At 33.9% G+C, this 14648-nt stretch carries 12 protein-coding genes; 5 read left to right on the top strand and 7 right to left on the bottom strand.

Features of this window, described 5'->3' with window-relative positions; genetic code table 11:
• Positions 1-381 carry a hypothetical protein gene (locus tag M0M44_RS15390; protein WP_248726446.1) on the top strand — a complete coding sequence of 127 codons (381 nt, stop codon included), beginning with the start codon at positions 1-3 and terminating at the stop codon, positions 379-381.
• 90 nt (positions 382-471) lie between these two features.
• Here M0M44_RS15390 and M0M44_RS15385 read toward each other — a convergent pair whose 3' ends face one another.
• Positions 472-963, bottom strand: a complete 492-nt coding sequence (locus tag M0M44_RS15385; RefSeq protein WP_248726445.1) for a TlpA family protein disulfide reductase — start codon at positions 961-963, stop codon at positions 472-474.
• A 260-nt stretch (positions 964-1223) separates the two neighbouring features.
• Here M0M44_RS15385 and M0M44_RS15380 point away from each other — a divergent pair, with 260 nt between their 5' ends.
• Together M0M44_RS15380 and M0M44_RS15375 are read left to right on the top strand one after the other, a co-directional pair.
• The gene (locus tag M0M44_RS15380) at positions 1224-1526 is read left to right on the top strand and encodes an ArsR/SmtB family transcription factor (protein WP_091496855.1); all 303 of its coding nucleotides are present in this window, start codon (positions 1224-1226) and stop codon (positions 1524-1526) included.
• Between the two features lie 7 nt (positions 1527-1533).
• A complete protein-coding gene (locus M0M44_RS15375; RefSeq protein ID WP_248726444.1) occupies positions 1534-2640 on the top strand; it encodes an NADH:flavin oxidoreductase in 1107 nt (368 codons plus the stop codon).
• A 244-nt stretch (positions 2641-2884) separates the two neighbouring features.
• On the opposite strand, the gene M0M44_RS15370 is transcribed toward M0M44_RS15375, so the two are convergent.
• The 4 genes from M0M44_RS15370 to M0M44_RS15355 form a co-directional block, all read right to left on the bottom strand.
• The gene (locus tag M0M44_RS15370) at positions 2885-4024 is read right to left on the bottom strand and encodes an acyltransferase family protein (protein WP_248726443.1); all 1140 of its coding nucleotides are present in this window, start codon (positions 4022-4024) and stop codon (positions 2885-2887) included.
• 109 nt (positions 4025-4133) lie between these two features.
• On the bottom strand, positions 4134-4796 hold the full coding sequence (locus M0M44_RS15365) for a DUF1349 domain-containing protein (RefSeq protein ID WP_248726442.1): 663 nt from the start codon (positions 4794-4796) through the stop codon (positions 4134-4136).
• A gap of 146 nt (positions 4797-4942) precedes the next feature.
• Positions 4943-7159: a glycoside hydrolase family 3 C-terminal domain-containing protein gene (locus M0M44_RS15360; protein ID WP_248726441.1), complete on the bottom strand. Its 2217-nt coding sequence runs from the start codon at positions 7157-7159 to the stop codon at positions 4943-4945.
• Between the two features lie 204 nt (positions 7160-7363).
• On the bottom strand, positions 7364-9010 hold the full coding sequence (locus M0M44_RS15355; RefSeq protein WP_248726440.1) for a DUF6377 domain-containing protein: 1647 nt from the start codon (positions 9008-9010) through the stop codon (positions 7364-7366).
• A 145-nt stretch (positions 9011-9155) separates the two neighbouring features.
• On the opposite strand from M0M44_RS15355, the gene M0M44_RS15350 reads away from it, so the two are divergent.
• Positions 9156-9500, top strand: a complete 345-nt coding sequence (locus tag M0M44_RS15350; RefSeq protein WP_248726439.1) for a 5-carboxymethyl-2-hydroxymuconate Delta-isomerase — start codon at positions 9156-9158, stop codon at positions 9498-9500.
• A 92-nt stretch (positions 9501-9592) separates the two neighbouring features.
• Here M0M44_RS15350 and M0M44_RS15345 read toward each other — a convergent pair whose 3' ends face one another.
• Both M0M44_RS15345 and M0M44_RS15340 read right to left on the bottom strand, forming a co-directional pair.
• Complete coding sequence (locus M0M44_RS15345; protein ID WP_248726438.1) at positions 9593-11851, bottom strand: acyl-CoA dehydrogenase family protein; 2259 nt, start codon at positions 11849-11851, stop codon at positions 9593-9595.
• 237 nt (positions 11852-12088) lie between these two features.
• A complete protein-coding gene (locus tag M0M44_RS15340; protein ID WP_248726437.1) occupies positions 12089-13006 on the bottom strand; it encodes an EamA family transporter in 918 nt (305 codons plus the stop codon).
• A gap of 106 nt (positions 13007-13112) precedes the next feature.
• On the opposite strand from M0M44_RS15340, the gene M0M44_RS15335 reads away from it, so the two are divergent.
• Positions 13113-14537: an aminotransferase-like domain-containing protein gene (locus M0M44_RS15335; RefSeq protein ID WP_248726436.1), complete on the top strand. Its 1425-nt coding sequence runs from the start codon at positions 13113-13115 to the stop codon at positions 14535-14537.
• The last annotated feature ends 111 nt before the right edge of the window (positions 14538-14648 follow it).

Genomic DNA, 14648 nt, shown 5'->3' with positions numbered 1-14648 from the left:
ATGAGTACTATTATGAATGAAAATAGACTCCAAATGACTTTCAAAAACCTTGATCATAAGATTAACAAACTTAATGATCAAAAGATTGTGGCTTTTTTTGAATCTTTAGGATTATTAGAAAGAAAAGACGTTCCGAAAGACTTTTTGAATTGGGAAAACATATTAATTGTTGTTCCTAATCGACATGTTTCTCACGAACTGAAATACTATAAATATACCATTTCAAGAATTTCATTCTTAACAAATCCTTACGCAGATCAAATCCATATTTTTGATCTCAAAGATTGGAAAAACGCATCGGGAAACAAAACGCAGTTTCAGATTAGAGAAATGCTGAAAACCAGTTTTGGAGGTGTAAAGAAAGTGATTAAAGAGTCTTAAAAAAAATTAAAGCCCAATCTTCTTAAGATTAGGCTTTTTTATTTTTACGAAAAGTTATAATTTCTTACTGTTCTTTTCTGTTATAGTCAATTACTCTACAAACAAGGTTTTAATTTTATCTTCTAAAGCCTGTCCATGAATGTTTTTTGCGACAATAATTCCGTTTTTATCAATTAAAAAATTCAATGGAATAGATTGCAACATATAATCTCCAATAACTGGAGATTGCCAGTATTTCAAATCACTAACGTTTGTCCAAGGCAATTTTGCTTTTGCGATCGCTCCTGTCCACAATGGCTTTTTGGTATCCATAGAAACTCCATAAATCGATAATTTGTCTGGATAAGCATTATGTAGTTTTATCAATAAAGGCTGTTCTTTAATGCAAGGCCCGCACCAAGAAGCCCAAAAGTCTACTAAAACCAAAGAACCTCGTAAAGAAGAAAGTGCTACTTTTTCTCCTTTTGTGTCTGGAAGATCAATTTCTGGAGCAATATCTCCAATATCAGTTCCTACGACTTGCGCGTTGCTTATAAACAAATTGAAGAATGTGAAGGTTAAAACTAAGTAGATTTTTTTCATAATTGGATTAAGTTTATTTGTTTGGAGCTTTTTTTAATCTCGAAAAGTTGCAGATAAATAAAATCAGATCTCTTCAATCTGTAAAATCTGCGTGAAACAAAAAACTTTGCGACTTTGCGAGATTAAATCAAAAACAAATATAAATTTTCTTGTCTAAAAATCCGTAGCCAAAACAAAACTTTCTCCTACTCCAATCATAAAATTATCACAAAAGCATATCTGAAAATTGGCATATCGGGAAAAGTCGATATATTTGCGTCATGGAAACGATAGAAATTTTTAAAGCATTATCTAACAAATCTAGGCTGCAAATGCTGGAATGGCTGAAAGAACCCGAAATTAACTTTCCAGGCCAGCTCGAACATGCGGGATTTGAGCATGGTGTGTGTGTTGGACAGATTCAGGCAAAGGCCGGTTTAACACAATCAACTGTATCAGAATACCTGTCTATTTTACAGCGCGCTGGTTTTATCGAAGCCAAACGTGTTGGACAATGGACTTATTATAAACGTAACGAAGGTGCCTTTGAAGCACTCAGTAAATTAATTCAATCTAATTTGTAAAATTACTATGAGTACAAACAACCTATTTTCTGAATTTAACTTAAAGTCGTTAAATCTGAAAAACCGAATCGTAATGGCGCCAATGACGCGCTCTTTTTCTCCAAACGGAGTTCCAACTGATGAAGTCGCAGCTTACTACCAAAAAAGAGCTGAAGGCGAAGTTGGATTAATTCTGTCTGAAGGAACTGTTATTGACAGAAAATCTTCTTCTAATGATGCTAATGTTCCTCATTTTTATGGTGATTTAGCCTTAAACGGATGGAAAAAAGTGATTGAAGAAGTTCATGCTGCAGGCGGAAAAATGGGTCCGCAAATCTGGCACATGGGAATTATGGACAATCACCATTCTGGATGGGTTCCTCCTGTTCCATTTGAAGGTCCGTCTGGATTAAACCGTCCTGATTTTAGAAATGGTGTTGCCATGACTGAAAAAGATATTGAAGATACAATTCTTGCTTTTGGTAAAGCTGCTGCTGACGCTAAAAGACTGGGGTTTGACACTGTTGAAATTCACGGTGCACATGGTTATTTAATTGACCAATTCTTTAGAGCTGAAACGAATTTACGTGAAGATATTTATGGAGGAAAAACACTTCCTGAGCGTAATCGTTTTGCGATTGAAGTTGTAAAAGAAGTGAGAAAACAAGTTGGAAACGACTTTGCTGTGATTATGCGTTTTTCTCAATTTAAACCTTCTGATTATAATTATAAATTAGCTAAAAATCCGCAGGAATTAGAAGCTTGGCTTACTCCTCTTGTTGATGCTGGTGTTGATATTATTCACGCTTCACAACGCCGTTTCTGGGAACCTGAATTTGAAGATTCTGATTTGAACTTTGCAGGATGGGCTAAAAAAGTAACTGGCGCTCCAACGATTACTGTTGGTTCTGTTGGTCTTTCTGGTGATTTCTTTGGCGCTTTTGCAGGAGAAAGTTCTCAGCCAACTTCTTTAGAAGAATTAAACAGACGTTTCGATAGAGGCGATTTTGATTTGGTTGCTGTCGGAAGACCTCTTTTATCAGATCCAAACTGGGTTGCTAAAATCAAAGCAGGAAAAACGGATGAATTAAAAGGTTTTACTAAAGAAGCTTTAGGACAATTGGTGTTAGAATAAGTTTTTTTTGAAAGGTTCAGAGTTGCAAAGTTGCAAAGGAACAGAGGTTTCTTTTCTTGCTTCTTATTAACAATTGAACCATACTGAAATAAGAAAGGGATGAAGTTTAAAACTACATCCCTTTTTGAATATCTATAACTAACAAAATTTAGAAATTCAATGCTTTTTTTAAGGTTCAGAGTTGCAAAGGTTCAAAGGGACAAAGGAAAAACTTTGTCCCTTTGAACCTTTGAGCCTTTGCCCCTTAAAAAGTAACTTTTCTTTTTTGAAATTTTTTCATCAGCCAATTTCTAACCGGTTCGTCGTATAATTTCAAGCATACAAAAGCCAAAAGGATACTAACAATTAATACGCCGATTCCCTCTAAATATCCATTTTCCATCGAAACTTTATTATCTACAACCCATGCTGTAAACCAGTAAATTAACGGATAATGTGTGATATAAATTGGATAAGAAATATCTCCTAAAAGTTTGCAGATTTTAAGAGAAAATTCATTTTTAATTTCTCCTCCTGCTCCAATTGCCACAATTATCGGAAAAATAAAAATAATACAAATTGATTCGTATAAACCATTTATCCAAAGACTATTCTCGTCTCCAAATCTTGGCAAGGCTAAAACGATCGTAATTAAAATACTGCAAACCCAAAAAGCATTTTTTACATGAATTAATTTTCCTAAACGGCACAATAATACCCCTGCAAAAAATGGATACAGCAATCTTGTGAAACCAACATTCATTTGTTCCGAATTCAATGACCATCCGCCGATTACATCTCCTTTTGGTCCAAAAACAGTATAATTAATTAACAGTCCGGCAAATATCAATACAAAAACTGACATTACTTTATTCGAAAATTTACGAAAGATTAAGGCGTACAAGATGTTTGCAATATATTCGAAAAAAAGCGACCATGCCGGACCATTTAAAGGATGCATTTCTCCCCAGCCTCTAATTTCTAATGAAGGCGGAATTGGTAATAATGTAAATCCGATGACCATTGTCAAAATAACTTTCCAGACTTCCATACCTCCAATCATTGGAAACAATATATCTGAAGCTTGAAAGTAGTAAAATATGGCACCAATGATCATTCCTATAATCACCATTGGCTGCAAACGAATTAATCGGCGTTTGTAAAACTCCCATTGTCCCATTTTACCCCAGCGGTCATCATACGCATATGCCACAACAAATCCAGATAAAAGGAAGAAGAAATCAACAGCAAGATATCCGTGATTTATAATTTGTACAAAACGATTTCCGCCTGAGAAAGCTTCAAAAATATGAAAAGCAACTACTAAAATAGCGGCAACTCCACGCAGTCCATCAAGAATTTCGTAATGTTTTTTTGGTTTAATATCCGATGAAATTGAACTCATTTGTTTTTGGTTTAAGTTAGGTTAGGTTTTAATTTTAGATTGAAGATTTTAGATTTCTCACTCTTAAAATTCGAAAATTAAGTTTGGATTTTTTAAATTGAATTTTAATTTATTGGTGGTTTTTCAGCCATTCCGCTCTTCTTTGGTCTGGTAAATGTTTAACCGTAAAGTTCTCAAATTTGGCCTCAAAACCTTTTCCGTCTGGCGAAGCTGCCATTAAACCAACCATAACTGGCGTGTTATCTTGCAAAGGCGCATTTCGAGTCATGATATAATTTTTATCATCTAATGAATAGAATATTTCGACAGCATCTAATCGTCGTACAGCTTTAATCCAAATAAAAGGAGGCACTTTTTCTAAAGTTGTTACGCTCCAATCACTTTTATCGTGTGTTACAACGGTACTTACATTAAATTTTCCGTCAACAAACTCTACCCCTGTTTTAATATAATTTTTTTCGTCAATACGAATCATTAATCCCATTTGGTCAAAACGAGCGATATAGTTTCCCGTCAATTTTACTTTTGCTTCAAATTCGCCCCCATAATTAGCATAGTAAAAAGGTGCGTCATCAACTGTGAATCCGTAGTGAGAAATTCTCCAATAATCGCTATTTGCGGTCACATTCATAATTAAAGCATTATTTTTAATTTCCCATTTTTCAGGTTCATTAAACCACTGCATCTTATTAAGGCTCTGTGCCGAAAGATTTTGGAACAGAAAAAGTCCCATTGTAAATAATAATAATAATAATAATAATATTCTTTTCATTTTAATTTGATTCTTTATTTAATAAAAAGCAAAACTTCTTAAGTCTCACATTTAACATTTTTCATCTAACTTTTTAAGACAAAAGCAAAGCTGCAAATTTTTACACTTGCAGCTTTACAAACCAACCAATTTTAGAAATAAAAAACTTATTTAAGTGAGAAATTCACTTTAGATTTTATATCTGTAGATGAAGCGCCAATAATTGCTTCGAAATCACCAGGTTCTGCAACCCAGTCATGTTTTTTATCGTCGAAGAAACTTAAAGCCGTTTTGTCAATTGTAAACCTTACTGTTTTTTCTTCTCCAGCTTTAAGAGCTACTTTCTCAAAACCTTTTAATTCTTTTACCGGACGAGGCAATGAAGATTTAACATCTGTGATGTACAATTGCACTACTTCAGATCCTTCTCTGCTTCCTGTATTTTTTACATTAACTGAGAAGGTTATTTTATCGCCAGCGTTCATTTGTTTTTTGTCTGCTGTTACTTTTCCGTAAGCAAAAGTCGTATAGCTTAAACCGTGTCCAAAAGAGAATAATGGTTTAATTTTGTTTTTATCAGCCCAACGGTAACCTACAAAAATTCCTTCATTGTATTTTACTGAATCGCCTCCTGGAAATTCGCCTAAAGCGTGAGCACCATTATCAGCCAATTTTACTGGGAAAGTGAAAGATAATTTTCCTGACGGATTCACATCTCCAACTAACACATTTGCCAAAGCATTTCCTGCCTCAGTTCCTAAAAACCATCCTTGAACAATTCCTGGAACTTCTTTAATCCATGGCATTGCGATTGCATTTCCAGAAATATTTACGAAAACAATATTCTTGTTTACTTTCGCTAAATCGCTGATTAGTTTATCCTGACCATAAGATAAGTTCAAATCTTTACGATCATGTCCTTCATCATCCTGATTTGGGCTCTTGTTCAATCCACCAATAAAAAGAACAATATCAGCATCTTTAGCCACTTTTAAAGCTTCTGCAGTCAATTCAGCTGGAGAACGCTTATCTTCTAAACTTACTTTAGCTACAACTCCGTTATAATTACTTGTAGGATCACCTACATAACCTCTTGCGTATACAATTTCAGCTTGATTCCCAATTCTTTTCTTTAAACCTTCTAGCGGAGTGATTTCGTATCTTGCTTTAAGCGAAGAACTTCCCCCACCTACAGTCATCATTTTAATTGCATTTTCTCCGATTACAGCAATCTTTTTGGTTTTAGAAAGATTGATTGGAAGAATGTTGTTGTTGTTTTGCAATAAAACAATTCCTTCTTCGGCAATTTTGCGTCCAGCAATAGCGTGTTCTTCTGTTCCGAAAGATCCGAAAGGACGATTTCTATCCATTGTTGTCAAGAAAGATAAACGCAGAATACGACGTATTTTTTCATCTAATTCTTTTGTTCCAATTTCTCCTTTTCTGATCATTTCAGAATATGGTTTTGCTAAATAATAGTTGTCATAAGCATTACTTGTTCCCCAAGAAAGTCCATTTGTCCAAGAACCAAATTCCATGTCCAAACCATTGTGAATAGCTTGTTTTGTATCGTTAACACCGCCCCAGTCAGAAACTACAACTCCTTTGAAACCCCATTCTCCTCGAAGAATATCATTTAACAAATATTCGTTATGACAGCATTGCTGCCCTTTATATTTATTGTAAGCTCCCATAATTGACCAAACATCACCTTCTTGAACTGCAGCTTTAAAAGCTGGAAGATAAATTTCGTACAATGCACGATCGTCAACAATGACGTCAACCGAATTACGATTGGTTTCTTGATTGTTTAAAGCAAAGTGTTTTACGCAGGCAGCAACTCCATTTGACTGAACTCCCTTAATATAAGGAACAACCATTTTTGAAGCCAAAAACGGATCTTCTCCCATATATTCGAAGTTACGCCCGTTTAATGGACTTCTGTAAATGTTTACACCTGGCCCTAATAATACGTTTTTGTTACGGTAACGTGCTTCTTCTCCAATAGATTTACCATATAAAGAAGCCAATTCTTTGTTCCATGTAGACGAAAGTGCTGTAAGTGCTGGGAAAGCAATACAAGAGTCGTTTGTCCATCCTGCCTGATCCCATTCGTCCCATTTTACCTCTGCACGAATTCCGTGTGGTCCATCGGTCATCCAGTTTTCTGGAATTCCAAGACGTTTTACGCCAGGAGAACTAAATTTAGACTGCGCATGAATCATGGCAATTTTCTCTTCGGTTGTCATTCGTTTAAGCGCATCTTCTACACGCTCTTCAATCGGTTTTTTATCATCTAGATAAACTGGAACTTTGTTCTGGGCATTTGCACCGAAAGAACTCAGTAAAAGTAAAACAACAATTGTTTTAACGTTTTTTAACATAACAGTAATAATTAAGCATTAGTTAGATAATATTAGAAAGTCTATTATAAAAACTTTTTCTATCATATTGTAAAACTAAAACGTTATCGTACAAGTTACATTTTTAGATAGAAAAAAGTAGTGGTTTAAAAATAAAAAGCATTGATTTACAAATATTTAAAACAAAAACATTATCAAAAAAAGTAGTGGTTTTAAAATATTTTTTTACCCTTTCAAAGCCATCGAACCAATTTTCATCACCATTTCTTCGAAATCATTTCTCGAAACTGCAGCCTTATTTCGAGCTCTTGTGCGGTAGTTGTAAATTGTACTTAAAGAATAACGTAAAAATGCTGCTATTTTAACACTGTCGGTAATTCCTAATCTGATTAAGGCGAAGATTCGCAGCTCAGTATTAAGCAACTCATTTTGCTTTAAAACGATCTGTTCTTCTGGAATTAATAAAGCATTAAAATCTTTAACGAATGTTGGATATAAATTCAGAAAAATAATATCAAAATTCTTGTATAATTCTTCTAATTCATTATCAACCAAAGTAGTTGACTTGAGAATTTTATAAACTTCATCGAATTGTTTTGCCGTTGCTTTCTTGTTTAAAATAATGCGATAATTCTCCAACTTATTGATATATGTCGAACAAAGGTTGAAGAAGTGCGCAATGTATTCTTCTTTAACCAAATTAGATTCAGACAATTGCAAATTGCTCTCCTGAAGCTGACTGTTTGTTTCGCTAATATCTTTGTTTAATTCTGCTAATTTCTGGCTAGTTTCATAAAGTTCACTTCTAATTCTCGAAACCTTTTTCATCTGCTTGTAAACGTAGATAATTGCAACCAGCAAAAACAGAGAAAGCAGACTAATACAAAGGAGATAAATCTGCAATTCGCTTTTTCTTTGTGCTTCACGCTCTAAATAAACGGTATTGATAATCGAATATACTTCTGACATCAATAAAGTTCTAAATTGGACATTGCAGTACAATGCATCTTCAATTGCAGATTGCGTGAGTTTATAAGCCATGTCGACATCGCCCATTTCATAAAAAACCAATGCTAATTCCTGCAGTGAAGCATTGTCTTTATTGGCGTTTTTAATGTCCGAAGTGGCAGAAAGCGCGTAGTATTTCTTTCTTTCTTCTAATTGATGGGTTGCCTCTGCAATTTTCCCCAGCAAATAGGTAATCATAGCATACTGCGGATCTTCTTCTTTTATTTTATTCAATAAAACGAGTAATTCCTTTTTCGGTTTTTCGAACTTTTTATGGATAAAGATATCCTGCTGAATTCTATTGATTTGATATTCGAGTGTATTTGGATTTAAAACACTTAGTAACGAATCTCGATATTTTCCTATTTGTTTTCTGTATTCTCGATTATCACTATTCGCAGCATAATGTTCAAAAAACTCCCGATACGAAATATAATAATTGGGAAGCAGCGAAACTGCCAGATTCTTTTTGTTTATACTTTTTAAAAGGGCTTCAGATTCGCGGTATTTTCCTGATGAAGAATAAAGTGTTACCAGCTGCAGCTGCGCCAAATTAAAAAGTTCTTTGTTTTGCAGTTGTTCTGCTATTCTTAGATTCTTTTTAACGTATCGAATAGCCGAATCTGAGTTTAATTTTTGGTATTCGAGATATAAGGTTTTGTTGTAATTATATTCTTGTTCTGGCGTAAGATTATCCGATTTTATTTTCTTAAAATTCAGAATTCTTTCTTCTTTAAGTTTTACATATTGCTGCTTATTTTTTATCGCATTATTTAATTCTTTTAAAATAACATCGGTATTTTCCAATGCAAAAACCGGAAAGTTTACTATAAGGATTAAGAGAAATAAAAAATAATTTTTCAAGCTGATTTTATATAAAGGGAATTACAAATATAATAAAGTGAAAATAGAAAGAATAAATTATTTATACGGACTGGAAAATAAACGAAATCCGAAGAATGTTTCCTAATTTTGTTTGAACTGAATGTCTAACCTAAGCTAAAAACAAATGCCAAATTTTATTATTGATTGTTCTGAAAATGTAACGAGATTAAAAACTACAGCCGAAATAATGCAGGAAGTTTTTGAGGCTGCCTTATCAACAAATCTTTTTACTGCACCAGAAATTAAAGTTCGTATCCATGCTTTTTCAGATTATAATAATGGAAATACTCAAGACGATTTTATTCACGTTTTTGGTTATATCATGGAAGGCAGAAATGCTGAACAGAAAGGTAATTTATCGAAAGTAATTGTTACTAAATTGAAAGACTTACTGCCGCAAGTTCCTTCCATTTCTATGAATATTCAAGATTTTGAAAAAGAAAGTTATTTTAATAGCAAATCAATTTAGCGGTTTTGATATAAAGAAATTTATCTCATTTTAAGTTTGATATAAAAAAAAGCCTTTTTTCATTTTAAATTAAAAAGGCTTTTTTATCAATATTATACTGCAATCGGCGCAGCTAAACAGCTTTCAGGAATATCAAATGCATTTACTAAAGCTACTGCATCTGGACGAATGTCCCAACAAAGCTGATTAACCATTTTACGTACTGCTTTGGTTTTTACCGCCTCCATATAACCGTCTTCCAGATACCATGCTTTATTTTTTTCGATTTGAGAAAGTGCATACAACTGATTCAATTTAGTCAAAATTGCTTTTGAAGATTCATCTTCAACTGCTTTTATGGCAATTTGAAATTGTTCTAAAACTACTCTTTCTAAATAGGCTTGAGCAACATCTATCATCTGATGCTGTACGACATTAAAAGCATCATACGCTTCTAATCCGCCATCAACCAATTTTTTAATACGTCTCGCTGCCGAAGCTAGAATTGTTTTTTCTCGGTGAACAAAGGCTTGTAAATGAAATTCGCTGTCTAATAAATGTTCGTCGTCTGTTTTTCTTGTTGCAATTGGATTCTTTTCTGTAATTGCAGTTTTAGCATTTTCATACACATAATTAATAATCCCTAAAGAACCCATTTCTCCAAACGATTTTCTGAATTCTGCCAAACGATTTTTGGCTACCAATTGCATTAAAACCGTATTATCGCCTTCAAAAGTCGTGTAAATTTCGGTATCATTTTTAAGTGCATCAATTCGGTTTTCAGACAAATAGCCTTTTCCGCCGCACGCTTCACGACATTCCTGCAAAATATCTCTCGTACTCCAAGTAGAATACGATTTCATTCCCGCTGCTAAAGCTTCAATTTCCTGCATTTCGGCTTCTGTTCTATTTAAAAATCTATTTGTTAGATATTGAAGCGCAAAATGAACGGCGTATGTTTTGGCTAAATGCGGCAACAATCTGCGTTGATGCATTCTGTAGTTTAAAATCGGAACTTCAGATCCACCTTCTGGTCCAAATTGTCTTCTTTGATCGCTGTAGCGAATGGCAATTGTCAGTCCAGATTTAGCCGCAGCCAGAGCCGAACGCGGAATCCCGATTCTTCCTCCAACCAAAGTTCCTAACATGGTAAAAAATCGTCTGTTATCACTCGGAATAGGACTTTCGAATTCGCCTTTATCATTGACAGAAGCAAAACGATCCAGCATATTATCCTTCGGAATCACAACGTTGTCGAAACTAATGGTTCCGTTATCAACACCATTTAATCCCATTTTATGACCGCAATCGCCAATCGTAACACCTTCTACAACATTTCCATTAGGATCACGTAACGGAACCACAAATGCATTTACACCATAATCATGATCGTCAATAATTAATTTAGCAAAAACAGTTGCCATTTGTCCATGAACAGCTGCATTTCCAATATATTCTTTTTGAGCGTTTTTATTTGGTGTATGAATGGTAAAAGTCTGATCGATATGATTGTAAGTTGCTGTAGTTTCCAAACCTTTTACGTTCGATCCGTGATGTGTTTCGGTCATGGCAAAACAGCCCGGAAGTTTTAGCGAACCAATATCTTTTAGATATTTAGCGTAATGTTTTTCTGTTCCTAAAGATTGAACACTCATTCCCCACAGTCCAAACTGAACTCCAAATTTTATTACTAAACTTAAATCGTGATAACTTAGTGTCTCCATAATGGCAAAATAATCGGCTATGTTTTCTCCTCCACCATATTGTTTAGGATAAGCCATATTTCCGAGATTTTCATCTGCTAAAATTTTACACCATTTGTAAACTGTCTGCCTAAACACATTAATATCGGTAGAAGTTTCATACGCAAATTCAGGTCTTGAAATGACCGATTTTACTCTTTTGATTATGGCAGCTTCTTTTCCGTCTAAAAGTTGAGTGATTTTCTGAATATCAAAACTTGCATCGGTATGAGAATTGGCCGTAAAAGAACCTGCTTTTGTTTTAAAATTTTGAAGTGCTTCTTCTCCTAAAATTCCTAAATCATTTTCTAGTTTTTTGAAATCTGATTCGATTGGTGTTAAATCCAAATCATTTCCCGAAAGTGCTTTCGCAATATCAAAAATAGACTTTATCGAAGATTTGTCCTGAATACTTGTTTCAATATCCAATTTCCATTGCGTGAGTTCGTTTCGCGAAGGCGGATTTAAAATATCTACTTTAGAAAGTAGATACTCTTTTTCTTCTTCAGATAAAACAGTTAGGGAGTTTATAAACTCTTTTAAAGTTGCAAATTCTTTCTGAGTCAATAAATCGTCTGACCACACTAAATAAAATAACGGAGTAAAGGCTTGAAGTTTGGTATTTTTCATATTAATAGGTTCGGTTTGTATTAGATTTTTTTTGCCACAGATTACACAGATTAAAAGGATTTGATTTAAATTTTAACACATAGAAAATAATCCTCTTAATCTGTGCAATCTGTGGCTAAACATTTTTACGCTTTTTCGCATAAAAAAACAGGAATGAAAAATAATCATTCCTGTTTAAACATCCTGTTAAGATTCTGGTAATTTTCGATTTTAAACCAATAAAAAATATGAAAATTACTATTGAGAACCTTTGGATATTGCGGTTCTTTTTTGCTTGGCCGCAAAAATATGATGTGAATTGAAAACTACAACTGCGGCAAAAATAATTCCGTATGCAGCAATTTGTATAAATCCGAATTGTTCTTTGTATAAAAACATTGCCAATAAAAAAGCAATCATTGGGTTAATATTTAAAAGCATTCCGACTGTCGAAGAATTTATCCCCGAAAGGGCATATAAATTAAGAAACAATGGGAAAATAGTAAACAAAATGGCAATGGTTTCGATGCAGAAATAAAATTTAAATTCTGTTGGAACTGTTCCGCTGTAAAATGGATAAAAAGGCAGTAAACATAATGCCGCTAATGTGATGTGAAAAGTTAGAATTATAAATTTATCAAAACCTTTATTAACACGCTGACTTACTAAATAAGAGGCGTATGTAAAACCGATTATAATACTAAAAAACATATCCATAATATTTGCATACGATAACAAAATACACCCTGAAATGCTTAATCCAACAGCAATCCATTGTGTTTTATTTAGTTTTTCGTGCAAAATAAAATAAGCCAGCAGCGTGGTTAAAATAGGACAAACCAAATACGCCAAGGAAGTCGCTTTTACACTTACATGATTCATAACATAAATAAATGTAAACCAGTTAGCCATTAGAAAAACGCTTCCGCCAATATTTAGTAAAATGGTTTTTCGCTTCTCAAAAACTGGCATTAATTTAAAAGTTTGAACAGCTTCTTTCATTCTTTTTCTCTTGAAAGAAAATGCAATAAGAAGCATTAAAATACTACAGCTAAAAACACGATAGAATAAAATATCTAAAGAAGGATAGTCATGTATTGGTCTCAAAACCAAACTGAAAAATCCCCAGATTACAAAACATGTAATAGCAGCGATGTAGTATTTTGTTGTTTTCACGAGATGTTTTTATTGTTTAGTTTTCTATTTAAGCAAATTTCTAAAAAATAAAACAGCAATACAGATACAGTTTTTGTAAATTGCACCATAACAGTTTTATTTTTTTATGAAAAATTCGAATTACTTATATCTTCAATTTGCTGACCGTATTGAAAAACAAATTAAGTCTGGCGTCTTGAGCGTTGGCGATAAACTGCCTTCTATTCGAGAAGTTTGCGCAGAAACGGGTTACAGCATGAGCACTGTAAGTAAGGCTTATTATGAAGCCGAAAGCCGTTCTTTGATTGAAGCTAGACCGCAGTCAGGATATTATGTGAGTAATATTTCAGCAAGAACGATTCCTGAACCATCGCCCAGCAGTCCGATTTTAAAATGTGCCAATATTGACCGCGAAGATTTAATCGATCAGGTTTACGGCAATATGACAGATCCAAATATTACGATGCTTTCTTTGGGATTTCCGTCAAACGAACTTCTTCCTATTGCTAAATTAAATAAAGGAATGGTTCAGGCGATGCGTCAACTCCCAAACAGCGGAACTAGTTATGAGCAAGTAAAAGGTAATCTTAATTTAAGAAGAGAAATTGCCCGATGGTCTTTTACATGGGGAGGATCGCTAACAGAAGAAGATATTATTACAATGCCTGGCTGCACAAGTGCCATATCTCATTGTTTAATGACGTTAACACAACCCGGCGATACCATAATTACAGAAAGTCCCGCTTATTTTGGCATCTTGCAATTGGCCAAATCTTTAGGATTGTATATCATGGAACTGCCTACAAACATGACAACTGGAATAGAATTAGAAGCACTCAAAAAATCGCTTTCTTCTAAAAAAGTAAAACTATGTTTACTGATGAGTAATTTTAGTAACCCTTCTGGAAGTATGATGCCTGCAGAACATAAAATAGAAGTGGTGAAATTAATGGAGTTCTATAACATTCCATTGATTGAAGATGATATTCACGGTGATTTGTACTTTGGTTCGAGCCGACCAACAAATTGTAAAACTTATGATGAAAGCGGAATTGTACTTTGCTGCAGCTCTGTATCCAAAACATTGGCTCCCGGTTATCGCGTAGGATGGGTTTCGCCTGGGAAATTCAAAAAACAAATCTTAAGAAACAAAATTTATCATTCGCTCTCCTCGCCTACTATTACGCACGAAGTTGTGGGGGATTTTTTAAAAAACGGACGTTATGAAAATCATCTTCGAAAAATACGCCAGATATTAAATCATAATTGCAACAATTATATTAATACAGTTCTGGAATCTTTTCCGAAAGGAACAAAAGTAAGTCAGCCTCAAGGTGGATTTTTTCTATGGATCGAATTGGACAAAAAAATTGATACTGCTGCTTTTTATCATTTAGCGATGAAACACAATATCAGTATTGCTCCAGGCAGGATTTTTTCTTTCCAAGATCAATTTTCAAACTGTATGCGATTGAGTTTTGGTCTGCCGTGGTCAAATGAGTTAAGAACTGCTATTCAGACTTTAGGGAAACTGGCAACAAAAAGTCTGTAGATAATTTTAAACACATAGACACATAGTTTTGTTTGTGTTTATAAGACGTTTCACTTATTTAAACACACATAGCTATGTGTAAAAATTTAGATTTTTTTTAAACATCTTTAT

It is taken from the genome of Flavobacterium humidisoli (assembly GCF_023272795.1).
GTDB lineage: Bacteria > Bacteroidota > Bacteroidia > Flavobacteriales > Flavobacteriaceae > Flavobacterium > Flavobacterium humidisoli.
The sequence above is the reverse complement of the archived record's forward strand: the minus strand, read 5'-3'. Positions and strand labels throughout refer to the sequence as shown.

Excerpts from the sequence above, each read along its gene's own strand:
- M0M44_RS15345 (WP_248726438.1), bottom strand. The coding sequence starts at position 11,851 with ATGAAAAATACCAAACTTCAAGCCTTTACTCCGTTATTTTATTTAGTG.
- M0M44_RS15380 (WP_091496855.1), top strand. The coding sequence starts at position 1,224 with ATGGAAACGATAGAAATTTTTAAAGCATTATCTAACAAATCTAGGCTG.
- M0M44_RS15390 (WP_248726446.1), top strand. The coding sequence starts at position 1 with ATGAGTACTATTATGAATGAAAATAGACTCCAAATGACTTTCAAAAAC.
- M0M44_RS15335 (WP_248726436.1), top strand. The coding sequence starts at position 13,113 with ATGAAAAATTCGAATTACTTATATCTTCAATTTGCTGACCGTATTGAA.
- M0M44_RS15360 (WP_248726441.1), bottom strand. The coding sequence starts at position 7,159 with ATGTTAAAAAACGTTAAAACAATTGTTGTTTTACTTTTACTGAGTTCT.
- M0M44_RS15370 (WP_248726443.1), bottom strand. The coding sequence starts at position 4,024 with ATGAGTTCAATTTCATCGGATATTAAACCAAAAAAACATTACGAAATT.
- M0M44_RS15385 (WP_248726445.1), bottom strand. The coding sequence starts at position 963 with ATGAAAAAAATCTACTTAGTTTTAACCTTCACATTCTTCAATTTGTTT.
- M0M44_RS15350 (WP_248726439.1), top strand. The coding sequence starts at position 9,156 with ATGCCAAATTTTATTATTGATTGTTCTGAAAATGTAACGAGATTAAAA.
- M0M44_RS15365 (WP_248726442.1), bottom strand. The coding sequence starts at position 4,796 with ATGAAAAGAATATTATTATTATTATTATTATTATTTACAATGGGACTT.
- M0M44_RS15375 (WP_248726444.1), top strand. The coding sequence starts at position 1,534 with ATGAGTACAAACAACCTATTTTCTGAATTTAACTTAAAGTCGTTAAAT.